The sequence below is a fragment of the Sphingomonas sp. 22R3R2A-7 genome (assembly GCF_036856055.1).
Lineage (GTDB): Bacteria > Pseudomonadota > Alphaproteobacteria > Sphingomonadales > Sphingomonadaceae > Sphingomonas.
The window spans coordinates 1-25,270 of the sequence record NZ_JASPFR010000002.1; the positions used below are offsets into that span (position 1 = coordinate 1).

Annotated in this window: 19 protein-coding genes, 4 pseudogenes and 1 riboswitch; of the genes and pseudogenes, 10 read left to right on the forward strand and 13 right to left on the reverse strand. The window is 63.7% G+C overall.

Annotation, left to right across the window (positions count from 1 at the left end; all coding sequences use genetic code 11):
• Nucleotides 1-304: 304 nt before the first annotated feature.
• From QP165_RS19435 to QP165_RS19455, 5 genes are all read right to left on the reverse strand, one after another.
• Nucleotides 305-991, reverse strand: coding sequence for a ZIP family metal transporter (locus QP165_RS19435; RefSeq protein WP_055763298.1), 687 nt, complete (start codon nucleotides 989-991; stop codon nucleotides 305-307).
• Nucleotides 992-994: 3 nt separating this feature from the next.
• On the reverse strand, nucleotides 995-4,228 hold the full coding sequence (locus tag QP165_RS19440) for an efflux RND transporter permease subunit (protein WP_056677697.1): 3,234 nt from the start codon (nucleotides 4,226-4,228) through the stop codon (nucleotides 995-997).
• Nucleotides 4,229-4,231: 3 nt separating this feature from the next.
• Nucleotides 4,232-5,401 carry an efflux RND transporter periplasmic adaptor subunit gene (locus tag QP165_RS19445; RefSeq protein ID WP_055763292.1) on the reverse strand — a complete coding sequence of 390 codons (1,170 nt, stop codon included), beginning with the start codon at nucleotides 5,399-5,401 and terminating at the stop codon, nucleotides 4,232-4,234.
• The gene (locus QP165_RS19450; protein ID WP_055763290.1) at nucleotides 5,398-6,663 is read right to left on the reverse strand and encodes a TolC family protein; all 1,266 of its coding nucleotides are present in this window, start codon (nucleotides 6,661-6,663) and stop codon (nucleotides 5,398-5,400) included. The genes QP165_RS19445 and QP165_RS19450 overlap by 4 nt, the downstream gene beginning before the upstream one ends.
• A 420-nt stretch (nucleotides 6,664-7,083) precedes the next feature.
• Nucleotides 7,084-7,746 carry a cation transporter gene (locus QP165_RS19455; protein WP_055843156.1) on the reverse strand — a complete coding sequence of 221 codons (663 nt, stop codon included), beginning with the start codon at nucleotides 7,744-7,746 and terminating at the stop codon, nucleotides 7,084-7,086.
• A 69-nt stretch (nucleotides 7,747-7,815) separates the two neighbouring features.
• On the opposite strand from QP165_RS19455, the gene QP165_RS19460 reads away from it, so the two are divergent.
• Nucleotides 7,816-8,220, forward strand: a complete 405-nt coding sequence (locus tag QP165_RS19460; RefSeq protein WP_235516308.1) for a MerR family transcriptional regulator — start codon at nucleotides 7,816-7,818, stop codon at nucleotides 8,218-8,220.
• A gap of 49 nt (nucleotides 8,221-8,269) precedes the next feature.
• Here the strand turns inward: QP165_RS19460 and QP165_RS19465 are convergent, their stop codons facing one another.
• Nucleotides 8,270-8,998: a DUF6118 family protein gene (locus tag QP165_RS19465; protein ID WP_192143182.1), complete on the reverse strand. Its 729-nt coding sequence runs from the start codon at nucleotides 8,996-8,998 to the stop codon at nucleotides 8,270-8,272.
• A 61-nt stretch (nucleotides 8,999-9,059) separates the two neighbouring features.
• Nucleotides 9,060-12,032 (reverse strand): Ti-type conjugative transfer relaxase TraA, encoded by a 2,973-nt coding sequence (gene traA / locus QP165_RS19470; RefSeq protein ID WP_056677703.1) that lies wholly within the window; start codon nucleotides 12,030-12,032, stop codon nucleotides 9,060-9,062.
• A gap of 194 nt (nucleotides 12,033-12,226) precedes the next feature.
• On the opposite strand from traA, the gene QP165_RS19475 reads away from it, so the two are divergent.
• From QP165_RS19475 to QP165_RS19490, 4 genes and pseudogenes are all read left to right on the forward strand, one after another.
• Nucleotides 12,227-12,553: a YnfA family protein gene (locus tag QP165_RS19475; RefSeq protein ID WP_333981227.1), complete on the forward strand. Its 327-nt coding sequence runs from the start codon at nucleotides 12,227-12,229 to the stop codon at nucleotides 12,551-12,553.
• 10 nt (nucleotides 12,554-12,563) lie between these two features.
• Nucleotides 12,564-12,893 (forward strand): conjugal transfer protein TraD, encoded by a 330-nt coding sequence (locus QP165_RS19480; protein ID WP_133032461.1) that lies wholly within the window; start codon nucleotides 12,564-12,566, stop codon nucleotides 12,891-12,893.
• 13 nt (nucleotides 12,894-12,906) lie between these two features.
• On the forward strand, nucleotides 12,907-13,131 hold the full coding sequence (locus QP165_RS19485) for a conjugal transfer protein TraD (protein WP_133032462.1): 225 nt from the start codon (nucleotides 12,907-12,909) through the stop codon (nucleotides 13,129-13,131).
• Nucleotides 13,128-13,408, forward strand: a pseudogene (locus QP165_RS19490) (hypothetical protein). The gene QP165_RS19485 and the pseudogene QP165_RS19490 overlap by 4 nt, the downstream one beginning before the upstream one ends.
• A gap of 73 nt (nucleotides 13,409-13,481) precedes the next feature.
• Here QP165_RS19490 and QP165_RS19495 read toward each other — a convergent pair.
• Nucleotides 13,482-14,000 (reverse strand): annotated as a pseudogene (locus tag QP165_RS19495) (type IV secretory system conjugative DNA transfer family protein); the annotation flags it as partial.
• A gap of 106 nt (nucleotides 14,001-14,106) precedes the next feature.
• Here QP165_RS19495 and QP165_RS19500 point away from each other — a divergent pair.
• From QP165_RS19500 to QP165_RS19520, 5 genes and pseudogenes are all read left to right on the forward strand, one after another.
• Nucleotides 14,107-14,958 (forward strand): annotated as a pseudogene (locus QP165_RS19500) (type IV secretory system conjugative DNA transfer family protein); the annotation flags it as partial.
• 702 nt (nucleotides 14,959-15,660) lie between these two features.
• Nucleotides 15,661-16,536: a replication initiation protein gene (locus tag QP165_RS19505; protein WP_031392895.1), complete on the forward strand. Its 876-nt coding sequence runs from the start codon at nucleotides 15,661-15,663 to the stop codon at nucleotides 16,534-16,536.
• A 547-nt stretch (nucleotides 16,537-17,083) separates the two neighbouring features.
• Nucleotides 17,084-18,169 carry a sulfite oxidase gene (locus QP165_RS19510; protein WP_031392894.1) on the forward strand — a complete coding sequence of 362 codons (1,086 nt, stop codon included), beginning with the start codon at nucleotides 17,084-17,086 and terminating at the stop codon, nucleotides 18,167-18,169.
• The gene (locus tag QP165_RS19515; RefSeq protein WP_051916165.1) at nucleotides 18,169-18,609 is read left to right on the forward strand and encodes a YidH family protein; all 441 of its coding nucleotides are present in this window, start codon (nucleotides 18,169-18,171) and stop codon (nucleotides 18,607-18,609) included. Before QP165_RS19510 ends, QP165_RS19515 begins: the two co-directional genes overlap by 1 nt.
• 239 nt (nucleotides 18,610-18,848) lie before the next feature.
• Nucleotides 18,849-18,925: riboswitch (Fluoride riboswitch) on the forward strand.
• A gap of 23 nt (nucleotides 18,926-18,948) precedes the next feature.
• Nucleotides 18,949-20,313 (forward strand): voltage-gated chloride channel family protein, encoded by a 1,365-nt coding sequence (locus QP165_RS19520; protein WP_055879823.1) that lies wholly within the window; start codon nucleotides 18,949-18,951, stop codon nucleotides 20,311-20,313.
• A gap of 9 nt (nucleotides 20,314-20,322) precedes the next feature.
• Here the strand turns inward: QP165_RS19520 and QP165_RS19525 are convergent, their stop codons facing one another.
• The 5 genes and pseudogenes from QP165_RS19525 to QP165_RS19545 form a co-directional block, all read right to left on the reverse strand.
• On the reverse strand, nucleotides 20,323-20,799 hold the full coding sequence (locus QP165_RS19525) for a hypothetical protein (RefSeq protein ID WP_031392891.1): 477 nt from the start codon (nucleotides 20,797-20,799) through the stop codon (nucleotides 20,323-20,325).
• A gap of 13 nt (nucleotides 20,800-20,812) precedes the next feature.
• A pseudogene (locus tag QP165_RS19530) lies at nucleotides 20,813-22,056 on the reverse strand (molybdopterin-dependent oxidoreductase).
• Between the two features lie 106 nt (nucleotides 22,057-22,162).
• A complete protein-coding gene (locus QP165_RS19535; RefSeq protein ID WP_031392889.1) occupies nucleotides 22,163-23,314 on the reverse strand; it encodes a TDT family transporter in 1,152 nt (383 codons plus the stop codon).
• Nucleotides 23,311-24,183 (reverse strand): LysR family transcriptional regulator, encoded by an 873-nt coding sequence (locus QP165_RS19540; protein ID WP_031392888.1) that lies wholly within the window; start codon nucleotides 24,181-24,183, stop codon nucleotides 23,311-23,313. The genes QP165_RS19535 and QP165_RS19540 overlap by 4 nt, the downstream gene beginning before the upstream one ends.
• A gap of 88 nt (nucleotides 24,184-24,271) precedes the next feature.
• Nucleotides 24,272-25,255, reverse strand: a complete 984-nt coding sequence (locus tag QP165_RS19545; RefSeq protein ID WP_031392887.1) for a malate dehydrogenase — start codon at nucleotides 25,253-25,255, stop codon at nucleotides 24,272-24,274.
• Nucleotides 25,256-25,270 lie beyond the last annotated feature (15 nt).

Sequence of the window (25,270 nt, forward strand, 5' to 3'; positions counted from 1 at the left end):
GCAAAAGCCAAGGCCGCGGACTGCTGCGATCATGCCAAGGGCGGCATGAAGCACGGCTAAAAGCTGGATAGGGGCGGGCAGCCGCCCCTATTTTCCTAGTCTACATCTACCCGCCGCGGCACGCCGTCGCGCCATGGTCGCTGTGACGAGCGGAGAGTTACCCGTAGGGTTGAGGCTCTTCCCCGAACCGCATCCATCGTTCGGCCCATCTCGCGTGCGATTACCGCCAGAGTCTGCTTGGCCTCGATACGCCGACGAAGCTCGACGTCATCATCATTGGTCCAAGACGTTCCACGTCGAGCGGTCAGCCCAAAAACTCCTCGATCAGGAGCAATCCCAAAAAGCCGATGAAAAACATGGCGCTGATAAGCGGGGTATCGGGCTTCTCGTGCGCCTCCACCAATAGCTCTTCCGTCACAAGGTAGAGCAGCGCCATCAAACCGAAACTGAGAAACCCGGCGATGACGACGGGCGGAAACGTCGCAACGGGAGTCGCTATCGCCGCACCGATCGGCAGCAACAACGCGATCCCCATCGTAATCGCGATGATCCGCGCCTTGGACTTGATCGTCTCGCCCAACTCGGTGGTCACGGTCAGTCCGAGAAACAGCACCTCCAACGTCAACGCGATCGTCAGCAACACGCCGGCCTTCCCGCCAGCGACGAACGCCAACCCGAGAACAAGCCCGTCGATCAGGATGTCGACCGCGACCGCACCGAGCATGGCGATCGGTCCACTGGCGCGACCCTCAAGGGCTTTGAGCGACAGCATCACGAGAATGCCAAGCGCGCCGCCTGTGAATGTCGCGATCGGTGAACCTTCGTGCATCACCTGGGGCAGGATCTCGGCTGCCGCTGCGGCGAACACGACGCCTGCCGCCAAGTGCTGCATGGCGCTTACGAAGGCATCACTTGGCCGTCTCGATACCGCGAATAGCGAGCCGATCAGTACGGCGACGACGGGAATGAGCGTGAAGGCAACGGCCTGCATAGCTTAAGCCCTCACGCTGTCATGACTCAAAGGCGGCAGTTCGATGTGTCCCCCTGATGGGGCTGGCAGCTCGCGCCGTCCGAAACGAGCGTAGAGCGTCGGCAGCACGAACAAGGTGAGCAAGGTTGCGGATATCAGGCCACCAATGACGACGGTCGCCAGCGGCTTTTGCACCTCGGCTCCAGCACCATGACCAAGTGCCATCGGCACGAAGCCAAGCGACGCAACGAGCGCCGTCATCGCAACTGGCCGGAGCCGCGCCAGAGCGCCTTGATGCGCCGCTACCGCACGACCCATGCCTTGCCGCATCAGATCATGGATGGACGACACCATGACCAGCCCGTTGAGAACCGCGACACCTGATAGCGCGATGAAGCCGACTGCCGCTGAAATGGAGAACGGCATGCCTCTTAGCACCAGCGCAAGGATGCCTCCGACCAGCGCCAGCGGAACGCCGGTAAACACGATCAACGCATCCCTGACGGAGCCAAGCGCGCCGTAGAGCAGGAACATGATGACCACGAAGCAGATCGGCACCACAACGCTAAGCCTATCGCGGGCAGATGCCAGGTTCTCGAACTGACCGCCCCATTCGAGATACGTGCCAGGCGGCAATTTCACCTGAGCGTCGATGGCTGACCGGGCATCAGCCACGACACCGGCCACGTCTCGATCGCGCACGTTGGCCTGCACCACGACACGCCGCTTGCCGTTCTCGCGGCTGATCTGGTTGGGACCATCGACCACGGCGATATCCGCCACTGTCGATAGCGGTACGAAGCCGCCACTGCCGGTCGGCACCGGCACCTGAGCAACCGCCGTCAGATCGGATCGTGAGCTTTCGGCCATCCGGATCACGACGGGGAAGCGACGATCGCCTTCAAAGATCACGCCAGCCTGTCGGCCGCCAATGGCTGCGGCAACCGTGTCCTGCACGTCACCCGCCGTCACCCCGACGCGGGACATGGCAGTGCGGTTCGGCCGGATATCGAGCATCGGCAAGCCTTCGGTTTGTTCAACCCGCACGTCTGCTGCACCCCGCGTCTTTCGAAGGATGCCGGCTATCCGATCTGCGGTCGCGTTCATCTCGCCAAAGTCGTCGCCAAAGACCTTGATCGCGATGTCGCCGCGCACGCCTGCAATCAGCTCGTTGAACCGCATCTGGATCGGCTGAGTGATCTCATAGGCGTTGCCGGGCAGAGTGGAGAGCCGCTTTTCCAGCCGCTCGACCAGCTCTTCCTTGGACAGGCCGGGGTCGGGCCACTCCTTCTTCGGCTTCAGGATGACGAAGGTGTCGGTCGCGTTAGGCGGCATCGGGTCCGATGCGATTTCGGACGTGCCGGTGCGCGAGAAGGCGAAGCGGACCTCAGGGGCCTTGGCGAGTGCCTTTTCCACCTGGAATTGCATCGCCTGGCTCTGATCGACCGATGTGCCCGGGATGCGGACCGCCTGCACGAGGATGTTGCCCTCATCGAGCTGCGGCAAGAACTCCTGCCCCAATGTCGTAAAAGCGGCCCCGGCGAGTGCCAGCGCACCGATCGCGACGCCGATGGTGAGGGTGGGTCGGCGCATTGCCGCATCAAGTCCCGGCTCATAACGTTTCCGGAGGAAGGTGACGACGCGGCTTTCCTTCTCCTCGACCCGCTTGCTGAGACAGATCGCAATCGCTGCCGGTATGAAGGTCAGCGATAGGATGAAGGCGAACACCAGAGCGATGATGACCGTGAGCGCCATCGGCTCGAACATCTTGCCTTCGACACCCGTGAAGGTGAGCAACGGCGCATAGACAAGGATGATGATAGCCTGCCCGTACACCGATGGCCGGATCATCTCGCGCGCCGACGCCGCGACAATCCCGAGACGTTGCTCGATGGTCAGCACGTCATCACGACCATGCTGCGCCTCGCCCAAACGCCGTAATGCGTTCTCCACAATAATGACCGCGCCATCTACGATCAGACCAAAGTCGAGCGCACCAAGGCTCATCAGATTTGCGGAAACGCCCGCCTCCAACATGCCGATGCTGGTCAGCAGCATCGTGATCGGAATGACGCAGGCCGCGATCAGCGCCGCGCGGAAATTGCCAAGCAGCGCAAACAGAACGACGATTACCAGCACCGCACCTTCGGCGAGGTTGCGGGCAACCGTCGAAATTGTGGAGTTCACCAGCTCGGTCCGGTTCATGACCGGCTTCACGACAACATCGACCGGCAAAGAGCGGCCGATCTGCGTCAGCCGTTCGGCAACGCCGGTCGATACCGTGCGGCTATTCTCCCCGATCCGCATAACCGCGGTGCCGACGACAACTTCATGGCCGTTTTCTGACGCCGATCCCATGCGTAGCGCCTGCCCGGTGCGAACGGTCGCGATCTGGTTAAGCAGGATCGGAACGCTCTCGCGGGTGGCAACGACGGTACGTGCCAGCTCGTCGGCGTTGCGAACACGCCCATCCGATCGAACCGCCAGCCCTTCTCCGTTGCGGTTGACCACGCCAGCGCCCGCGCTGGTATTGCTGCGCTGAAGGGCGGTGGTGAGATCCTGAAGCGTTAGCCGCATTGCCGCCATGCGCTGTATGTCCGGAATAACGAGATATTCCTTGGTGTAGCCACCAAGGGAGTCGACGCCAGCAAGCCCGGCCGTGCTTTTGAGCTGCGGCGTGACGATCCAATCCTGTACGGTGCGCAGATAGGTCGCCTTGTCGGCGTCGCTGACAAGGTGATCCCCCTCGGGGGTGATATAGCTGGCATCGCGCTGCAAGCCGGGTTCGCCGTTGCGGTGGTGAACTTGGTCCAGCTCGCGATATTCGACCGTCCACATGAAGATATCGCCGAGGCCCGTAGCGATCGGCCCCATCTCGGGGTTCACACCTTCGGGAAGGTCTTCCTCAGCGGTTCGCAGACGTTCCGCGACCTGCGCTCGCGCAAAGTAGATATCGGTCTTTTCACCGAAAACCGCTGTGATCTGGGCAAAGCCATTGCGACTTAGCGAGCGGGTATATTCAAGGCCAGGAATGCCCGCGAGCGCGGTTTCGACCGTGAACGCAACCTGCTTCTCGATCTGATCGGGGGAGAGGGCAGGAGCAACGACATTGATCTGCACCTGGTTATTGGTGATGTCGGGTACGGCGTCGATCGGAAGCTGACGCAGCGCGCCAATCCCGAGCAATGCAGCCGCGATGGTGAGAAGCAGGACGAGCCAGCGCTTCTCGACGGAGAGGGTGACGATGCGACCGATCATGGCTCAGTCCTCATCCCCGCCTGCACCCTTGCCGAGTTCGGCCTTGAGCGTGAAGCTGTTGGTGGAAGCGATGCGCTCCGAGCCGGTAAGGCCTGCCGTTACGGTGACTTGCCCGCCGTTGGTGCGACCAAGCGTCACGGGAATTGCCCGGAATCCTGTCGCAGTGCGGACGAACACGAACGACTTGTCCTCGATCATCTGCACTGCGGCCGATGGCACGGCGACGGTGCGGTCCCCGGTCGCAGGAACGAGGATCGATACGTTGACCGTTTCGCCGACGCGCCATGTGCTGCCGGCGTTGTCGAGGGTAGCGATCACCGGCACCAATCGGGTCGTCTCGTCCAGAATGGGGGATACGAACGTGACGCGCCCCTCCTGACGCCGCCCCGGTGCCGTCACTTCGACACGCACGCCGGGTTTCACCCGACCGGCATCGGTGGGGACGAGTGAGGTGGTTACAGTGACCTTCGACAGGTTGGCGACGCGGAACAGCTCTGCATCGGCCGCGACCGCCTGCCCGAGTGTAGCGGATCTCGCGATGACCTGGCCGGCGATCGGCGAGCGAACCGCGATGCGGTTGAGCGCGCCGCCTCCGCTGCCCGTCGCTGACAATTGCTGCTGCGCGAGGCGAAGGGCAATGCTGGCCTCCGTCGCTGCCGTCCGCGCTGCGACCAGATCCTGCTCTGGCGAAACACGTTCAGCGAACAGGCGCTGTTCGCGGCGAAGGTTTGATTGGGCGAGTGCGGAACGCGCGCGCGCGGCTTCTACCTCCGCTTTCAGTGATGCCGCTTCCCGGCTTTCGATGATAGCCAGCGGGTCTCCCCGGCTGACTGACTGCCCGAGATTGCTGGTGAGGGAAACGAGCCGACCGCCTACGGAGGTGGACACAACCTGCACACCCTGAGGATCGCCCTCGATCGTTGCCGATAGCTCGATCGCTCCGGCCACGCCGCCTACTGTAGGACGCGTAACCTCTATCCCGGCATCCGCAATCTGCTGCGCGGACAGGGTGACGATATCCTTTGGACCCTCCTTGGCTTCGCTGGCCTCGGCACCTTCGGTCTTCTCGGCTCCGGCTTTCTCACCGGCCTCGCCGTTGCCACCCCCGCCGCATCCGGCAAGGAGGACAGCCAGGGTCACAGGCGCGAGCGCCCGCATGATGGTCTTCGTCATTGATTGGTTTCCTCGGTCGAGGGCGCTGCGGCAACGAGCCGTTCGAGGCGTGCCTTGGCGTCGTGATAGGTGGCGAGCGCATCGATCGCGGCGGTTCGTGTTTCGGACAGGGTACGTTCGGCATCGAGCAAATCGAGCTGACCGAACTTGCCCTCCCGGTAGCCGATCCGGGCGATCCGAGCGGCTTCGCTTGCCGACGCCAATGCCGGCCCGCTGGCGTTGCGAGCGGTCGTCGCGGCATTCGCGACGTTCGCCTGTGCGCTTGCGATATCCTGCGCGGTATCCAGCTCGGCCGCGCGACGTAGCGCCTGCGCCTGATCAGTCTGCGCCCGCGCCTGCGCCACTGCCGCCTTGCCGTTGTTGAACAGTGGGAACGGGATCGACAGCCCGAACACCGCTGCCACGTCGTTCGTAGCCTCAAGCCGTCGTGCGCTGGCGCTGAGTGTCACGTCGGGAATGCGCTGCGACCTAGCAAGCCGCACCTGTGCCTCTGCCGTTGTCACGTCCGCGCGTGTCGCCGCCAATGCCAGCGTCCCGGCGGTCTCGATCGGCCGCGCTGGACCAAAGCCCTCGACACGGCCGAACCACACCAAGTCCAACGGTCCCGTGAGGGGTTGGCCGATCCGTCGGGCAAGATTGCTTCGGGCGACCTCGGCAAGCCGCTCTGCGCGCTCCACAGCCGTCTCCGCGTTGATCCGCAATACATCGGCGCGCTGCTGTTCGAGCGGTGATGCTCGCCCCGCTTGAACGCGGACGCCGGCTGCGCGCGATGCTTCGCGGGCGATACCGGCCTGCTCGCGCGCGGTCACCAGTCGGCGTTCCGCTGCGGTCGCCTCGATGTAGAGCTGCGTGATGGCAAGCCGTAGATCAGCCTCGGCCAACGCCGTGCCTATCCTCGCTCGATTACCAATCGCATCTGCGACAGCGATCCGTGCCGATCGTTTGCCACCCAACTCGATCGGTAGTGCCAGACCTGCCGTTGTCTCGGCGCTTCGAAGACCGCGATATTGGCCGCTGCCGGCAATGTTCTCGGTCTCGGCGACGATCGACGGGTTCGGGCGGTAGCCGGCAACCGTGCGGCCTGCTTGTGCTGCCCGGACGCCAGCCGTGGCAGCCTCAAGGCTGGGGGCGCTGGCTCCGGCAAGCGAAAGCGCCTGCTCAAGGGTGAGCGGGGGACTGGTCGATGTTGGATCGGCTGACTGCGCCTGTGCGATCGACGCGCACGACGCCACGGCCAATAAGGCCGCAATAAAACGGTGCATGGGTAACGGACTCCTGACGAACCTTGGGCATCCGCACGGGCTTTCCCGGCGGAATTAGGCGTTGGTCAGGCTTGGGGAGGACGTAGGGCTGGGTCCGACGCTACCGGGGCCTTGGGCGCATTGCGCCACATCGATGCAGTCATACGAACGCTGCTGGCTGGTCCGGTTGAATCGGACGCGATCGGCACGCCGACATGATGGCCGTGGCAACCACCATGATGGTGAGGATAAGCCTTGTCGGCGTCTGCCGGCACTTGGTCGGCATCGCCGTCGCAATGATCGAGGGAGCTGACCGCTGTGGTATCAACGCACGTCACGCCTTCGGTCGCATGCGCGACTGATCCAAGCCCGAGCATAAGCACGAGCATGAAACTGAGGAACAGGGCGGAGAGGCGGTGCATCGGCCCGCGCCTTAGCAGCTTACCGACTGCCATGTAACGACTGCTGGTAAGTAGCGGGGGCGGGTGAGGGCTCGCTACGCATTTCGGCGCGTGCCTGCCGCATGATCTGAACACCGCCCGATATTCCCAACACAGCCATCAAGGTGGCGACGGCGAGATCAGGCCACGCGCTGTTGAGGCCGAACACTCCGCCTGCGGCCAGTACGACGGCGATGTTGCCAATCGCGTCGTTACGCGAGCAAATCCACACTGACCGCATGTTCGCATCACCGCTTCGAAAGCGGTACAGCATGACCGCGACTACAAGGTTCGCGATCAACGCGGCGATGCCGACCACGCCCATAATTTCGGCATGGGGCGTTGCTTCGTGGAGCGCCCCCCATCCCGCCGCGAACAAGACATAGACGCCTAGCAAAGCAAGCGTCGCCCCCTTCAACATCGCAGCGCGTGCGCGCCAGGCTATCGCCATTCCGGCAACGCCAAGGCTGATTGCGTAGTTCGCAGTATCCCCAAAAAAGTCGAGCGCGTCGGCTTGCAGCGCCTTCGATCCACCCGTGATGCCGGCAACGATCTCGATAACGAACATGCCGCCATTGATGGCGAGCGCAATCCATAGCGCGCGCCGCCACTTAGGGTCGTTGAGAGTGTCCGCCTTGTCGGACGCGCAGCTTGTGCAGGCCATATTCGCCACCTCGATAGAATCGATCTGACAGCCTATATGCACCCTCTAGTCGCTAGAGGGTCAAGCGCTGTGTCTGAGAAACTGACGATCGGAAAACTGGCTGGTGCGACCGGCACGAAAGTCGAGACGATCCGCTACTATGAGCAGATTGGCTTGCTGCCGGCTCCTGAGCGATCGGCGGGGAACTATCGGACCTATGAGGGCGCGCATCTACGCCGCCTGTCCTTCATCCGTCGCGCGCGTGATCTTGGCTTTTCAATCGATCAGGTGCGCGAGCTTATGGGGCTTGCCGATCGGCGCGATCAGTCCTGCATCGCCGTCGATGTCGTTGCCAACCAACACCGCGACGCGATTAGACGCAAAATTGCAGACCTCACCGCGCTTGCTGGTGAACTCGACGCGCTAATAGATTCCTGTAGCCGCAACACCGTCGCCGACTGCCGGATCATCGAAGCACTTGCCCCTTCCGCATAGCGCATCGCTGCTGTCCGGTGGAATGATCGGCTTGCACCGCTTGGGCACTTCAATCCGTGGAGCTGACGATCGCACTTCTTGCCGCCACGTCATCCCGACTGATCTCGATGGTACAGCGCACCGTCTTCTTAGTCCTCACAGCTATCTTGTAGCAGGCTTGCACAGCCTTGCGATTTGCGGTGATGATCCGATCGGCTGCCGCGATGTTGGCGAAAGCATCCGGCCCAGCAGCTCGCATGAGGCGCTGCCCGGCTTCCCATTTCGGTAGGTCAAGCGTGCGCGCTGCCATCCACTCGGGCACCTGCCACTTCCCCGGGAGCTCGCGCGCGATGATCCCCGGCACGATCGTCCATAGCAGCGCCCCGCCCAGGCACGCTCCCGCACCGACCTGCCACAAGGTACGGCGCTGCTCGTCCGCACGGCGGGCAGAACCGCCGATACCGTGCAAAGCGGTCGTCGCCTTGTCCATCTTCTCACCGGCGGTCGCGATCATGCGCCGATCCTCGTCGCGGGCATGGCCGCCAGCCGCGACGATCCGGTCGGCGACATAGCGCGGCGCGACATTGTCCTCGGCCGTTTTCGCCAGCACGCCGACATTTTGCATGGTCGCGTTGAGCGCCTTCGCCATTTTCCCCAGCGTCTCGCTGTAATCGGGTATCTCCGGCACCTCGGCGCGCTCCGCGGACAGCCGCTCGACGGCGCGGCGCAACAGCGCAAGCTCACCGCGGACACCTTCAAACGCCTCCGCTGCGGCGTCCGGTTCGTGATCGTCACTCATGCACTTCTTCCCCTTTACTGCATGAAACCACAAACCGGATCGTACCCGAAAGCACGAACCGTCACCGGCTCATCCCCCGATCCCGGTCGCGCCCACGATCGAGCGACGACGACAGCGCATCGCCGATCGACCGCTCGCTTTCCTGCTTCAGCGCCAGGTCGGGTGCATGGCGACGCAGTGCGGATTCGAGCTGCGGGTCACGGTGCAGCCCGCCCGCCGCCTTCTCCATCCGCTCGCGCAACCGCTCGGCACCGGCACTGTCGCCGGCCCGCTCCATGCCTGCCCGCGCCTGCTGCATTTTCTGCCAGCCTTCCACGAACCGCTCGGCACGCGCGTCCGGGTCTAGCCGCACACGCTTCTCGTCGGCCATCGCGCGTGCCGCGCCAACTGTATTGCCGCCCGACACCTGCTCGATAAGCTTCGGATCACGCGCAAGCGCCGATGCAAGGTCGCGCGCGGCATGGGGACGGGTCGCGTCCAGCCTCTCGCCAGCCTTCTGCAAAGCGCTCTCCTGATGCGGCAGCACGGGCAGACCCTTGTTGCGCATCCGGCCGATATCGCCCGCGGCACGTGCATAGCGTTCGATCGCCTTGGCCTGAGAGACGTCCAAGGTGGTGTTAATCGGACCCCCCTGGCTGCGATCACGGGCGGTGTTAATCGGACCCCCCTGCCCGTGATCGCGGGCAGTGTTAATCGCCCCCTCTTTCGCGACAGCCGGCTTTGGCCGGAAACCGGCAAACATGCCCTTGGCCTTGTCGCGCACCTTCTCGACCATCTGGCGTGCGAGTTCCGGGAACCGGATCTCGCGCCGATCGGCGAACGCCCGCGCCTGATCCTGCTCGGGCTTAGCGTAATCGCCCGCCATGTCCTTGCCGCGTTCGCGCGACAGAGCGCGAACAAGCTGGCGCTGGTCGGTGAAGTCGTCGCGGCCATAGTGAAGCTGCACGTCGTCGCGGTGCCGCGACATGCCGACATAGGCGCTGTGGCGGTCCATGCCCGGAGTGGCGAGGACATGGGCGCGATCGACCGTCACGCCTTGGGATTTGTGGAACGTCGCCGCATAGCCGTGATCGACATGGGCATAATCCTTGGTGTCGAACGCGACCCCGCGCCCGTCATCGAGGCGCACCGCCATGCCCTCGGGCGATACCCGCTCGATCGTCGCCAGCGTGCCGTTCTTGACCCCCATGCCGCGCTCGTTGCGAAGGAACATGATGCGGTCGCCGGTCGCGAACTGCCGCTCGCCGCGCTCGGCCTTCACCGTCACGTCATCGCCAAGGTCGCCGCTCGCGCGCAACCGGTCGCGCGCCTCGCCATTGAGGCTCTGCACCTCGGCGTTGGTGTGGGTGAGGATGATGCGGCTCTTGCCCGGCTCGGTCTGGCGCGCGCGATCCCAACCATCGACCAGCGCGCCCCGCGCCGCCTCGCGCGTGTCGGCCGCGTGGACCGTGCCCTTGCCGTCATAGGCGTGGATCGCCTCGCCGGTGCGCCCGGTCGCCAGCGCACGTGTGGCGTCGCGCTGCCAGTCCTCGCGCTGCCGGCGTATCTCGGTGATCTCGGCCGCGCCGTGCCGCTCGGTGACGCTGCGGAACGCCGCGCCCGCCTCGATCGCCTGCAACTGCTCAGGATCGCCGACCATCACGACCTTGGCCCCAGCATCGCGTGCCTGGGACAGCACCCGCTCCATCTGGCGCGAGCCGATCATGCCAGCCTCGTCCACTACCAGCACGTCCTTGGGGCCTAGCTGCTCGCGGCCCTGCCCCCATGCGTGTTCCAGGCTAGCGATGGTGCGGGACTGGATGCCCGATCCGCCCTCAAGGTTCTCGGCCGCAATGCCCGACAACGCCGCGCCGCGAACCGTGTAACCCTGCCCCTCCCATGCCTCGCGCGCCACGCCAAGCATCGCCGACTTGCCGCTGCCGGCATAGCCGACGACGGACGCCAGCCCCGCGTCGCCGGTCACATGATCGAAGGCGTCGCGCTGCTCGCCCGACAGGACAAGGCCACGCCCCTCGGCCGCGCCGATCGCGACGTCACGATGCCGATCGGCGACGCCATGCTCGCCCCGGCCCGCCAGATCGTCGCCGGCACGCTCAAGCCGGTTCTCCACCGCAATCATGTCGCGCGACGTGAACCGCTCCTGGTCGCGTCCATCCTTCCCCAATGCGACCAGCTCAGGGCTGGCGCGCACCGCCCCCATCACCTGGTCGAACTGCTCCTTGCCGTCGCTGTGCCGGAACGCGAACGTCGCAAGGTCACGGACGGTGAACGTGGCCTGCTGCCGCGTGAGGGCGTCCAGCGCGACATTGGGATCGGCGATGATCTTCTCGCCGTTCTCACGAGCGATGCGCGTGTGATCCTCGATCCGCTCCGCCTCAAGCCCCTGCTCCGGACGACGCGATGCGGCCGGGCCGATCTTGTGCTGCGGCTCCAGCCCGATCCCCTGCGCCTCGTAACTGCGGTGGTCGATGCGACCCTCAATCCCCAGCTCGGCCATGCGCTCGTTAACGTGAGCGCTCCACGCCTCGCGCCAGTCCTTCAAAAGCTCGGTCGAGTTCCAGTCGCGGTTCTTCTTCCCGAACCCCTCCAGCCCCACGTCGCGCATCGCAAGCATGACATGCGCGTGCGGCTTGGGCGTGCCGTCCTTCGCCTTGTCCCAATGCACGTTCAGATCAGCGACCATCCCGCGATCGACAAACTGCTTCTTCACGAAATCGCGTGCGAGCTGGACGCCCTGCTTCTCGTTCATCTCACGCGGAATCGAGAACTCCACCTCACGGGCAAGCTGCGCGTCCTTGCGCTTCTCGCCTGCCTCAACCTCGTTCCACAGCGTCGTGCGATCGTTTAAACGCTCTGGTGCGCCCTCCGGCAACATCACCTCGGAGTGAATCACGCCCGCCTTGTTGCTGAAGTCGTGATCGCGGTTCAACCGATCGTCGTGCAGCTCAGATGCGGAACGATAGGCGGCGCTCGCGACGGCGCTCGATCCGTTTGCGCGGCTCACAACTTTGGCGGAGAAATGATAGATCGCCATGACGCTCCGCACACTGCCCTACTTAGCGCACGTTGGCAACGACGTATAAGCGCGCACTCCCGATCTGCTGCGCATCTCCTGATTGACTTGGTGCCTGTGTTTGCCCTTTCCTGCTTTACCCTCATGCCGGGTGCGTTAAAGTGGTGGCATCAAGATGCGGAAGTGAGGCGATGCCGACATTAGGTTCACTGACGATGACCAGTGCGATCTACCTCGCTGCGGCACTTGCTGAAATCGCCGGCTGCTTTGCTTTCTGGGCATGGATGAAGCTTGGGCGATCGGCGTGGTGGATTGCGCCGGGGATGGTCTCGCTGGCGCTATTCGCCTTCTTGTTGACCCGCGTCGATTCTGATGCGGCCGGGCGGGCGTATGCTGCCTATGGCGGCGTCTATATCCTCTCGTCTTTGTTGTGGCTGTGGCTGGTTGAGCATCGTGCGCCCGATCGGTGGGATATGATCGGTGCAACCATGTGCATCGTTGGGGCGGGTGTAATCCTGCTCGCGCCGCGATCCGCTTTGTGAGGAAAAAGGTATGAGGAAGGTTCGCGATTACGATGCTGAGCTAAAGGCGCTGAACGACAAGGCCCGCTCGCTCAAGGCGAAGCGGGTTGAACAGCTAGGCCAGCTCGTCGCTGCCACTGGTGCCGATGCGCTTGATGCGGAAACCCTAGCCGGCGTGCTGCTCGATGCGATCGGATCAAAGGACGCCAGCGCGAAGGAGGCATGGCGCGCAAAGGGCGCGGCCTTCTTTCAACGGCGCGGGCGCAAAGGTGGCGGCGCTGCTGCGATCGACGGATCGGGCGCTGCGACTGAATCGGGCGGCGACGCTGCGGGCGGAAGCGGCGGAACGGCGAACGGATAGCAGGGGCTGGGTCGTGCAACGTCGCGAACGAACACGCCACCTGATTGAGCTAGGCGGCCTCGTCCAAAAAGCGGGCCTGGTCGAGCTGACCGACGACGATCGTGCCACCCTTTACGGCGCGCTGCTCGATCTTGCCGGGCGTGGTCGTCACGACGATTCTGGCGACATACTGGCGCTATGGAAAAGACGCGGAAAACGCGCGTTCGACGCAGAGGCGGAAGGGAGCGAGGCGCAATGAGCGATTTCGATATCGAGACGATCCGCTGCCAGGTCCGCGCGATGGATTTCGTGCGCGGCACGCCAACGGAAATCGCGATGTGGCACGAAGACATGGCGGACTCGCGCGCCAACCTGGTCATCGAGGACATGATCCCGACGCCCAACGACGATGCGTTTTTCGCGATGATGCTGGACGAGGGCGTGCCCCCTCCCTGGTCTCGCAAATCCTGCTCCGGCTGCTCGATCATCCCGACGCCGACCGGTCCCTGCCGGTCACGCCGATGGCGGCGCACTGATGCCCCGGCGACGGATCAGCCCACTACTCGCGGTCTTCGTCGCCTTCGTGGTGCTGATGGCGAGCAACGCCTGGCTCAACACGCGGCGATCGGCAGGTTCGTGGATGACGGTGTGTAGGATCAGCCCGGCGATCAGAGCCTTGGCTTCCTCGTTCCAGTGGGCTTCGCCCGATTGCCCCGGCGCGTCATGCACCAGCGCGTCGGCGAGGGTGTTGGCATCTTCCGCGAGATCGAGGCTGGCGGGATCGAGCCGGTCGAGCGGATTGTAGCGGGCAGGGGGCTGACCCGACACGCCGAATGGATCGAGGCACCAGACCTGGCCCTTGGCGGCACGCGCGCGGGAGGTGACACGGGCGTTCTCGCCCTTGGGGTCGATGCAGATCACCGAGCGGTCGAGCAGCAGCAGGTTGGGAATGATCGTACCCACGCCTTTGCCCGAGCGGGTGGGTGCCATCGTCAGGAGATGCGCCGCGCCGTCGTAATGCAGCAGCTTTCCCGACTTCGCCGAGCGGCCGATCAGAAGATCTCCGTTCGCTTCCAGCTTCCGCACGTCGGCACGGTCACCGAAACGTGCGGAGCCGAGCAGATCGTTGTGCTGGTTGGCGGCACGCCGGTTGAAGCGCCAAGCCAGGAATAGGATCGCTCCGGCCAGCAGGAACGGAATGTCGGTCGCGATCTCGCCATAACCGAAGATGCCCTTGGCGACGGTACGCGACAAGTTGACGCTCGCCCCCGCCGGCTTTGCCGCGCTGCTGGCCGATATGCAGGACAGCGTCGGCGCCGGTGGCCTGATCGCCCGCGCCGCCAACCGCCAGCTCGGCAAGTCCGATCGCGAAGCAGCAGGCGTCCTGTCTTCGGCGCAGCGCCATACCCACTTTCTCGACAGCCAACGCATCGTCGCCAGTACGGCCGCGTCCGATTTCACCTTCGCGGGGCTGAAGGACACGACAGCCACGGTGTTCCTGTGCCTGCCGCCCGATCGGCTCGATACTTATGCCCGCTGGCTGCGGCTGCTGGTGAGCCAGGCCGTCACCGACATGGCCCGGTCCACCGCCCGCCCTGCCCGGCCTGTTCTGTTCCTGCTCGATGAGTTCGCCGCGCTCGGCCGCCTCGAACCTGTCGAGCGCGCAATGGGGCTGATGGCGGGTTACGGCCTCCAGCTCTGGCCGATCCTTCAGGACATGCATCAGCTCAAAGCCACCTATGGCGAACGCGCCGGCACGTTCATGTCCAACGCCGGCGTAATCCAGACGTTCGGGGTCAACGATCATGCGACCGCCGACATGCTCTCGCGCACGATCGGCGACACGACGATCGAATACGATACCGTCAGCACGTCACGCGGTACGGGCTGGGGCGAAAATCGCGCCGGGCCTTCGGAGAGCGTCAGCGGGCACGTTTCGGCCCGCCGGCTCGCCACGCCAGACGAAATCATGCGGATGCGGCCCGATCAACTCCTGCTGCTGCGCCAGGGTGAACACCCGCTCGCAGTCGAGAAGATCCGTTATTACGATCAACGCGAGTTCACCGGCCTGTTCGATCCTGCGTGACGATGCGCGAAAGGTGAGTTTTGGGGTAGCGCCTCACCTTCCGAAGGTGACGGAGCTGGTGATCGGATTGACGATCTACGAAACCGATCGCGAAGGAGCTGATTTAAGCACCAACAGCGAGGTTCGGTGCTGCAAGGGTGCGGATCGTGGCAAAGCCCTCTTCCCTGCCCTCATGGCGCTCTTGGTCGGCTCTGGCGTAGTATCTGGTCGCCAGCTCGCCTTTCTTCTTTTTCCGCTAAGCACGCGGCGTTTGCGCCGCTCTGGTGACAGCGCAGCCGGCACGAGACGAATAGTGCATCGGCCATTAGGCCGATTCCATTTGCCTATTCTGACGGTGGTTATCCACAGGCTCGCCACCCCAAAGCTCACCTTTCGCCGTTCAGATTCTCTAATTCTTCTGATTCAAGATTCGGAGCCCTGAAAGGTCCGTATTTCTGCCGAAAAATGACTCCAACAGTGAGCGTTGGGGTCGATTCGCGTGAGTTTCGGGGTAGCATGCGGTGAGCTTTGGGGTCGGTAAAAGTGAGTGTTCGGGCAGGGTCCAGTGAGTGTTGGGGTACCCCAATGGTTGGGTTAAAAGGATCGGTGAGTTTTGGGGTATCCGCCTCTCTACTCCACGGGGGAGCTGAAACATTTGCCTAGCTCACTTTTCGTGATTAGGGTGAGTTGGTAAGTTCCTCTAGCTCACCGTTGGTCAAGCCTATGTCGCAACCTGCCGTGGTCGATATGACATTCCGCACGCTGGCCCAGAAGGGACGTGGAAATCCTTTTGATCCCGCCAACTACGGTGAAATCGTCAAGCCCGGCGAGTTGGTCGATATTGTAGAGCTAAGCCCCCTCACCCTCGCGGATCGCCGTATCTACAACCTGCTGATCGCCAATGCCTGGGAACGCATTGGCGAGCCGATCATCCATCGCATTGCGAAATCCGGACTGAAAGGGACGCACCAAGGCAACGAGCGCATAGAGAGTTCACTGCTGCGCCTCATGGGCACCATCGCGATCGTCACGATCCGCAAGGATGGCAAGAGCTACAAGCGCCGTGTCCAGCTGCTCGGCCCAAGTGATGAAAGCCTCGAAAAGGACGGCTTCCTTCACTATCGTATCCCAGAAGAGCTGATCGAGATACTGCGGAACAGTCAGGTTTATGCCCGTCTCAAGACGCAGGTAATGTATTGCTTCGAGTCAAAATACGCACTTTGTCTCTATGAAATGATCGAGCGGCGCATTGGTCTCGAATACAAACAGAAAGAGGAGTTTACGATCGAAGAGCTGCGCGGCCTGCTTAACGTGCCTGAAGGTAAACTCGAACGCTTCGCTGATATGAACAAATATTGTCTGAAGGTGGCTGTCGAGGAAATTAACAAGCTTTGCCCCTTCTATGTCGATTTCACGCCGATCAAGAACGGGCGCAAGGTCGAACGGGTGGCACTCCACTGGTTCCCAAAAACGTCCAGCGGCAAGCGCGACGCACAGAACCTGATCGACCAGCACAGCATTGTACGACGGGCAAAGCTGCGCGGCGGAATTCCCGAACTGCCCGTGCTGGTAGATTTCAGCGCGTCGGCCCAAAGGTGAGCCGCTACCCCAAAACTCACCGATAGGCTTTGCTACCAACCTCTACATGCCAGACACGTGTTCACGTTCCATCGTGTTCTCGTGCTATCATGTTCACATGCCAACAAGTGGGCTGGCGGATTCCGGGGTGCCCGTTACAGATGCCGGGCATTCACCCAGCCCTTGCATGTTCCACTCGGGACGGATCATTCGGATCGCCCCCTCTTCGGGGTCGGTACATAGAACGGACCCAGATATACGTTAAGCGCCCTCATCCGGGTTCAGGCGGCGCAAATCACCCGTTTGTCGCGCATCTGCGATGGCGACAGGGTTTTCCGTCATCCCTAGTACCTAGCGACGACTTTTGGGACAAAGCCGTCGTAGCAAGTCCAGCCACATCGCGACGATCTACGGGAAAGGCTGTCTGGCGCTCGGCGCCTTTCGCGCGACGGCATGGTGATCGCTCCACCGCCGTCTAGAAAGGGATAGGCTATCGAAAGAGTCTGGGTGACATCGCCCAGCAAAACGATCGATTTCGCTACTGATTTCATCATGGTAGGCCGCTTGCATGACCGCATCCGATCGCGCCGAACAGAATCTGATCCTCCGCTGTCCGGAGCCGCTCAATGCGGAAACGCCCCCGGATAAACTGATCACGTCCTTCCTGACGCCGCAGGCGAACTTCTACATCCGCAGTCACGGACCAACGCCGGAACTGGCCGACGATCATCGTATAGCGCTGGACGGCTTAGTCGACCGCCCGCGCTCCTACACGGTTGCCGAACTTCAAACGGCATTTGCGACCCGGACAGTGACCGCGACCATGCAGTGCGCCGGCAATCGTCGGGCACATCTTCAAGACGTGGAAAAGACTTCGGGCGATCCCTGGGACGTGGGCGCGATTGGCAATGCGGCGTGGACCGGCGTCGCACTGTGCGACGTGCTCGCCGCAGCCGGCATCCAGGACGGCGCGTCGTTCGTCGGCACTACGGGGGCCGACAACGTGGATGTCGATGGTGAGACGGCACCGTTCGGTGCCTCGATCTCGATCGCCAAGGCGCTAGAGCCCGACGTGCTGATCGTCTGGGCCATGAATGGCGAGGCGCTGGCCCCCGAACATGGCGCACCGCTGCGGCTCGTCGTGCCGGGTTATGCGGGCGTTCGTAGCGCCAAGTGGCTGACGCGCATCGAGGTGCGCGATCGCCCGTCCGATGCGCCGATCCAGGCTAAGGACTACAAGCTCTTTCCGGCGTCGGTAGCGAAGGAGGACGCAGACTGGGATCGGGGTCTGACTATCGAGGAGATGCCGCTCAATGCTGCGATCTGCGCGCCGGTGGACGGCGCGCATGTCAGCGCCGGCGCGTGCGAAATCGCGGGTTATGCGGTCGCCTTCGGCCGAGCGGTCACCCGCGTCGAGGTCTCCGTCAATGGCGGCACCGACTGGCTGCAGGCGGAACTGACTGCAAAACCCGATGCGCCTTGGAGCTGGACGCAGTGGCACGTCACGGTCGATCTGTCTCCCGGACTCCACGTCCTGATCGTGCGCGCCGTTGACGGTGCCGGGCAGATGCAGCCCGAACGGCCCGAGCCGATCTGGAACTTCGCCGGCTATCTCTCGACTGCCTGGCATCGCATCGCCGTTACCGCTGGCTGATGGACGCGCCGCACGACGCCGATCGGGCCCATGCGAAGCTGGCGGAGAGCGCGAGCAAGCTGAAGGACAGCGCAGTCCAGCAGGTGGACAGCGCCGACCGTCGCACAGAGCTTGCCGCGGACCGCACAATCCTCGCCGGCGAACGCACCTATGCTGCCTGGGTGCGTACCGGACTGGCGGCGCTCGCTTCCGGTATCGGCGCGCGCGCGCTGCTCAAGGACGTCGTGTTCCCGTGGCTGGCGACGGCGACCGGGACCATGCTGATCTTGTTCAGCGCCTTTTGCTTCGCCGCTGCGGTGTGGCGAGAGATGGGCGCAGGCGCCCCGCCGCCACGACCGGACATCAAGCGCCTGCCAGCGACGTTGCTCCTAGTGATGAACGGGTTTCTCATGCTCGTGTCACTGGCCGCGCTCGTCGGCATCTGGACGGCACGCTCGTAGCAGCCATCCCTAGGTTTGCTGCGAACCGATCAGACCCCGCAGCGCATCCGCGGCTTTCGTGCGGTATCGCCCCCTTGTGACGAAGCCCGAAAACGACGTGGGCCAAAGCCGATCGGTCCCGCATGCAGCGTACCCGGGGTCGGTACATATAACGGGCTCAGATAGACGCTGCCGACTGGCCGGTCCGAGCATTTGCCCGACCAACATGCCCATTGACGGTTGGGGCAAACGTCTAATAGATCGACTTTGGCAATGGATTTCTGCCGGGCAATTTGGCCGAACCGCTCTGATAAGAGCTGATGATTCCTACTTGGCGCCTTCAGGCAGCAAGGAGGAATTGTGCGCGCTACCTTTCGCAATCTCGTCGGCACGCTGAACGTCGCGGCATTCATGCGCGATCGTCACGACCATGCGATCTCTGTCCTGCGCTGGGCGCTGATCTTGCTGCCCATGGCGGCACTCGTCGGGACGCTATGTGCGGCGTTCCTGCTGAGTCTCGATACCGTTACGCGACTGCGGTTTGCATCGCCTTGGCTGCTCTATCTGCTACCGGTGGGCGGGTTCGTTGTCGGATTCCTCTACCATGTCACCGGGCGCACAGTGGAAGGCGGCAACAATCTGATCGTCGAGCAGGTCCACGAGCCTGGCGGCGGGGTGCCTCTGCGGATGGCGCCGCTCATCTTCTTCGGCACAGTGGTGACGCATCTTTTCGGTGGCTCGGCCGGACGTGAGGGCACCGCCGTCCAATTGGGTGGAAGCCTTGCCAGCGGTTTCGGCCGCGCGCTCCGCCTCGATGCGGGCGGCACGCGCATCCTGTTGATGACGGGTATCGCAGCCGGGTTCGGCGCGGTCTTCGGCACGCCGATCGCAGGCGCGGTCTTCGCGCTCGAAGTGCTGGCGATCGGCCGCGTTGAATATTCCGCGCTAGTGCCTTGCCTCGTTGCAGCGCTAGTCGGCGATTGGACGTGCCTCGCCTGGGGTATCCATCACGGTGTCTACCCGATCGGTGCGTTGATACCGGTCGATGCGCTGCTCGTGACGAAGGCGGGTATTGCGGGGATCATATTCGGACTGGTCGGTTTGGCCTTCGCCGAAGCCAACCACGTGGTCGGGGGATGTCTGAAGCGGATCGTCCCCTATGGTCCGCTACGTCCAGTGATCGGCGGGGTCGTCGTTATCGCGCTCGTCTTCCTGTTCGGCACGCGCGACTATCTAGGCCTGGGTGTCCTGGCAGCGAGGCCCGAGAGCCTTACCATCGCCAGCTTCTTCGGACCAGACACGCATCCGTGGAGTTGGGCGATCAAGCTGCTGTTTACTGTCGTCACGCTCGGTGCGGGTTTCAAAGGCGGTGAAGTCACGCCGTTGTTCTTCATCGGCGCGGCGCTCGGTAACGCGCTGGCGCCTTTCTTGGACGTACCGACGGGCCTGTTCGCCGCGATCGGCTTTGTTGCGGTCTTTGCCGGGGCTGCCAATACCCCGCTCGCCTGCACCTTCATGGGGATTGAACTGTTTGGCGCCAGCTATGCGGTGCCGATCGCCGTCGCCTGTTTCGTGGCCTATCTCTGCTCGGGCCACAATGGCATCTACCTGTCGCAGCGCGTTGCGATACCCAAGGTGCCCGCGAACGGCCTCGCGCCCAATGCAACACTGCGCGAGACACGTACACGCCGCACAGCACTTCGCGCGCAGAACCGCGTGTCGTGAGTGATGGGCTTAGCCTGATCCCCCCGATACGTCGGGCGCAGCCTTCGGATCGGGGTCTTGCGCCTTGCCCTTCGCGGCGCCCGGCTGCTTTGCGCTCATGGCGGTCAGATAAGCGACGATCGCCGGCACGTCAGCCTGTGCAACAGGAGCCTTGTAGACCTCGCGCATCTTGGTGACCTCCGCGGTCCACTGATCGGAGGAGAGTGGCGGCTGGTTCAGCGCCATGCTCGCCGAATGACACGAGGTGCAGTTGGCGTTGATGACGTCGGCATGCGGGCCGGCGGGATATTGCCCTTCGTCGGTCGGGAGATCGACCGAGGTGGACGCCAGCGAGAAGCCGCGCGCCGAAACGCTTGGCGGCGGTGGTGCGGTCGGGGCGGCAGGCGGCGGGGCGATGCGGCTGTTCGGGGCACCGATCGCGAGTAGAAGAACGACGGTCGCGCCGACGAACCCGAACGACAGCGTGCCGATGGAAGGCGTTTTCATGGGGGAGCGCTCCTCAGCCGACGACGATGTTGGTGGTTTCGATGTTGCCGCGCATGAACCCGCCCGGGTTCCAGATCGGCGTCATCGGCTGCGCGATGCCGGCGGTGTTCCAGCAGCGCGACATCAGTCTGGTCGGGCCCGCATGGCTGAGCGGCACCTGCGCATCCCAGCGGCGGAAACTGTATTTGCCGTGATCGGGGCCAAGCGTCGTCTTGTACCAGCTCTTGCCGTTGTCGGTCGACACATCGACCTTGGCGACGCCGCAATCGCCGCCCATCGCGATGCCGCCCAGCGGGATTGACCGGTCAAACGCGATCACCTGCCCTTCGTCGAGGCTCGTGACCCAACTGCGCGGGATCATCTTGTTGATCGGGACGGCCGGGAAATCCTTCTGGCCAGGCCGCACGTTCGCGCCTGGAGTGTCAGGGATCTTGTACGCCTTGGCCATCCAGTAACCGTCGTCGGGCGCGGCAAGCACCTCGATGTCGTTCAGCATCTTGACCCAATAGGTCGAATACCAGCCGGGTACGATCAGCCGGACCGGGAAGCCGTTGAGGAGCGGCATCTGTTCACCGTTCATCCCGAAGGCGAGCATCACTTCGCCGTCGCGTGCGTGGTCGATCGACAGCGACTTGGCAAAATCCGGTCCACCCGCGACCACCGGCTGGTCGAGCGCACCGAACCGCACCGCGACCGCGCCCGGCTTCACGCCGGCGATATCGAGCACGTCGCGCAGGCGCACGCCGAGCCATTTGGCGTTGCCCATCGCCCCGTGACGCCACTGCGCACCGGCAACAGGGGCTGGAACAGCGCACGCGAATTGCCCGAGCATTGGTTGATCGCCGCCAGCTCGACGCGTGGCAACTTCAGCAGTTGCGCGAGCGAGATCGACAGCGGCCGCGTGACCGCGCCGTGCACCTTGATCCGGAACGCCTCGACATCGATCGCGGTCGGAATGTCGGCCCAGTGCCAGCGGACGAAGAACTGGTCGTTCGGTGTGAAGACGTCGCCATTGAACACGCTCATCGGCGTTTCCAGCAGCGGCGGGTGGATCCGCTGGAGGATCATGCTGCCCTTGCCGGGGAACGCACTGGTTATCGGCCGTTCCGATGGGCCACCCGGAAGATGCAGGTCGACCATGCTCTGCGCCAGCGCGGGTGCGGCGATCAGCGCGCCGCTGCCGATCGCAGCCTCTGCGAGAAAGCGACGGCGGTTCGTCGCCTGCGCCAGTTTCATATCCAGGCTGTCCACCAGCATTCTCCCTTCGATGTCATGCTCTTATGCGCGATCCGTCCGACGGTCTGCCCGGTACGGGTCGATCGGATGGGCCGGTTCGATCCGGCAGGACGATCAGTTCGGCCCATCAATTGGCTTGGGCGATGCAGGGCGACACGAACAGGTTTCCGCGCCAGCCGCCTGCGACCGTCTTGGCGCCGACCAGCAGCCACATCGCTGCGAGCGCGATGGTGAGGATGGTGCCGACGATCCCGAAAAAGCCGAGCTGGAGCGTCGTGCCGAGCTTGAAGGTGGCGACAGTGTAGACGCCGAGCGGGAAGGTGTAGCCCCACCAGCCAAGGTTGAACGGGATACCCGCGCGCCAGTAGCGGATCGTGATCAGCGTCGCGAGCGCCAGCCACCACAGGCCGAAGCCCCAGAGCAACAGCCCGGCGATCGTGCCGATCCCCTGCGCTACCGCGCCGATCTGGCCGAGGCCGTTGGCGGCGAGGATCGCGGGCGCGTCGCTACCGAGCACCAGCATCCCGAGCGCACCGGTGCCGATCGGACCGAGCGCGAGCCAGCTCGAGGCGGCCATGCTCTCGTGCGGCAGCTTGTGGAGAGCCATCCGCAGGATCAGGATCGCGAGAATGCCGAACGCGACCGGCACCGAATAGGCCCACAGGACATAGGAGGTCGCCAGCACCACGAACTGATGATGGGCGTCCGCCAGATGCGGTGCGAGCAGGCCTCCGCTCGCGCCTGCGACCTCGGCCGCGACCACTGGCAGGAGCCACACCGCGGTCATGCCGTCGAGCGAATGTTCGTGCCGGGTAAACATGAGGTAGGGGATCGCTACACCGCAGGCGAGCGACATCGCGACGTCGATCCACCACAATGTCTCGGCGATCGGGATCACGCCGGCGCCGAACCGCGGCAGGCCGAACGCCAGGAACCCGTTGATGATCGTCGCGAGGCCCATCGGGATCGTACCGATGAACATCGATACGGTGTTGTGCCCGAAGATCCGCCGCGCCTCGTGCCCGAACATCGTCCAGCGCGCGGTGTAGAGCCCGGCGAACAGCGTGAAGAGCGCGATGTTGAAATACCACAATGCCTCGCCGACCGGGTGCAGCGACGTGCCGACGCCCGGCACCTGCGGTAAGGCCAGCGCCAGGATACCGGTGCCCATGGTCGCGGCGAACCAGTTGGGCGTGAACTGCCGGATCATCTCGCGCGGTGAGTCGAGCCGGCTGAGCGGCTTCAGGCCATCAAGAACGGGTTTCAGATCGGCGGTCACTTGCCAGTCTCCTTGATGAGATCGGTCAGCGCATCGGCCGCCCGGGTACGATAGCGCTCTTTGTGCCGCAGCGCGTAGAACGGACGCCGCGGCAGACCGAGCGGCAGATCGTGCAACGTTCCGGCCGCGATTGCAGGTGCGACGACATGCTGCGACAGGACCGCGACGCCTGCGCCAGCCTCGACCGCGCTACGTACCGCCTCGTTCGACGGCAGGGTCAGCGCGGTGGTGAGGTCCGACGGATCGACGCCGCGCTGGCGCAACACCTCCTCGAACGACGAGCGCGTGCCCGATCCCTGTTCGCGGACGATCCAGCGCGCGGCGCGGATCCAGTCCTCGTCGATCGTGTCGGCTGCGCGATCGCTTACCAGCACCATGCGGTCGTTCGCGACCGTCCAATGCGCGAGCGCGGGCTCGTCGATCACACCCTCGACGAAGCCGAGCTCGACCGCACCGTCGAGCACGCGCGCCGCGGCCCCCTCGGTGTTGTCGATCGCCAGTTCGATTGAGATCGCGGGGTAGCGCGCATGGAACGCCGCCAGCTGGCGGGGCAGCCAATAGCCTGCGATCGTCTGGCTTGCGACCAGCCGCAGTGTGCCGCGCTCCAGTCCTGCATATTCGGCCAGTGCAAGTTCCGCGCTGGCGGCACGGCCAAGCACTGCGCGCGCGTCGACCAGAAACATGCGGCCCGCTTCGGACAGTTCGATCCCGCGGCCGACCCGGTGGAACAGCGGCACGCCGTGCCGAGCTTCTAGCGCGGCGATGGCAGCGCTTGCGGCTGACTGCGTCACATTGAGCGCTTCGGCAGCGCGCGTCATGTGCTCGCGCTCTGCGACACCGACGAAAATCCTGAGTTGTTCGAGGGTCATGCCCGATCTCCTTGCCCCAATGATAGGGAAAGGAGATCAATCGCACCAACCAAAGATTACAGTCATTCCAATCAGATATACCGATCGTTCATTTCAGAATGTCGATAACCGCCTCACGTTCATCGACCAGTTCGGCAATCGTGCGATCGAGCATCGATCGCTGGAACGGATCGAGGGTCAGGCCTTCGATACGCGCATACCCACCGCTCATGCAGTGCACCGGCACGCCGCACACCAGTCCTTGCGGGATACCGTAGGAGCCATCTGACACCACGCCCATCGACACCCAATTATCGCCTGCGCCGTGCACCCAGTCGCGCAGATGGTCGATCGCTGCATTTGCGGCCGACGCGGCCGAGGACGCACCCCGTGCTTCGATGATCGCGGTTCCGCGCTGCGCAACGGTGGGGATCAGGGTTTCGCGGTACCAGGCCTCGTTTCCGATACGGTCGGCAAGCTTTTGGCCATCGAGTTCGGCATTCCCCCAGTCGGCAAACATCGTCGGCGAATGGTTTCCCCAGACGACGAGCTTTGTAATCGCATCGACACCTACACCCGCCTTGGCCGCAAGCTGTCCCTGCGCGCGGTTGTGATCGAGGCGGATCATCGACGTGATGTTTTCGGCAGGAAAACCCGGTGCGCTTTGCGCAAGAATCCAGGCATTTGTGTTGGCGGGATTGCCGACGACCAGGATCTTGGCGTCACGTTTGGCCACTGCGTCCAATGCTGCGCCCTGCGTCTTGAAGATCGCTGCGTTGGCAGCGAGCAAATCACGGCGCTCCATGCCCTTTGAGCGGGGACGAGACCCAACCAGCATGGCCGCATCGATGTCCTTGAAAGCCACCATCGGATCATCAGTAATGATCACACCTGCCAGTAGCGGGAACGCGCAATCCTCCAGTTCCATGACCACGCCGCGTACGGCGTCCATAGCCTGCGGCACGTCGAGCAGTTGAAGGATAACGGGCTGGTCCGGTCCGAACACGTCACCCTGCGCAACCCGGAAGAGCAGCGAATAGCAAATTTGTCCTGCGGCACCGCTGATCGCGATCCTGACGGGGGGCTTGGTCATTTCAGAAAGGGCTTT

Excerpts from the sequence above, each read along its gene's own strand:
- QP165_RS19435 (WP_055763298.1), bottom strand. The coding sequence starts at position 991 with ATGCAGGCCGTTGCCTTCACGCTCATTCCCGTCGTCGCCGTACTGATC.
- QP165_RS19440 (WP_056677697.1), bottom strand. The coding sequence starts at position 4,228 with ATGATCGGTCGCATCGTCACCCTCTCCGTCGAGAAGCGCTGGCTCGTC.
- QP165_RS19445 (WP_055763292.1), bottom strand. The coding sequence starts at position 5,401 with ATGACGAAGACCATCATGCGGGCGCTCGCGCCTGTGACCCTGGCTGTC.
- QP165_RS19450 (WP_055763290.1), bottom strand. The coding sequence starts at position 6,663 with ATGCACCGTTTTATTGCGGCCTTATTGGCCGTGGCGTCGTGCGCGTCG.
- QP165_RS19455 (WP_055843156.1), bottom strand. The coding sequence starts at position 7,746 with ATGGCCTGCACAAGCTGCGCGTCCGACAAGGCGGACACTCTCAACGAC.
- QP165_RS19465 (WP_192143182.1), bottom strand. The coding sequence starts at position 8,998 with ATGAGTGACGATCACGAACCGGACGCCGCAGCGGAGGCGTTTGAAGGT.
- traA (WP_056677703.1), bottom strand. The coding sequence starts at position 12,032 with ATGGCGATCTATCATTTCTCCGCCAAAGTTGTGAGCCGCGCAAACGGA.
- QP165_RS19475 (WP_333981227.1), top strand. The coding sequence starts at position 12,227 with ATGACCAGTGCGATCTACCTCGCTGCGGCACTTGCTGAAATCGCCGGC.
- QP165_RS19480 (WP_133032461.1), top strand. The coding sequence starts at position 12,564 with ATGAGGAAGGTTCGCGATTACGATGCTGAGCTAAAGGCGCTGAACGAC.
- QP165_RS19505 (WP_031392895.1), top strand. The coding sequence starts at position 15,661 with ATGTCGCAACCTGCCGTGGTCGATATGACATTCCGCACGCTGGCCCAG.
- QP165_RS19510 (WP_031392894.1), top strand. The coding sequence starts at position 17,084 with ATGACCGCATCCGATCGCGCCGAACAGAATCTGATCCTCCGCTGTCCG.
- QP165_RS19515 (WP_051916165.1), top strand. The coding sequence starts at position 18,169 with ATGGACGCGCCGCACGACGCCGATCGGGCCCATGCGAAGCTGGCGGAG.
- QP165_RS19525 (WP_031392891.1), bottom strand. The coding sequence starts at position 20,799 with ATGAAAACGCCTTCCATCGGCACGCTGTCGTTCGGGTTCGTCGGCGCG.
- QP165_RS19540 (WP_031392888.1), bottom strand. The coding sequence starts at position 24,183 with ATGACCCTCGAACAACTCAGGATTTTCGTCGGTGTCGCAGAGCGCGAG.
- QP165_RS19545 (WP_031392887.1), bottom strand. The coding sequence starts at position 25,255 with ATGACCAAGCCCCCCGTCAGGATCGCGATCAGCGGTGCCGCAGGACAA.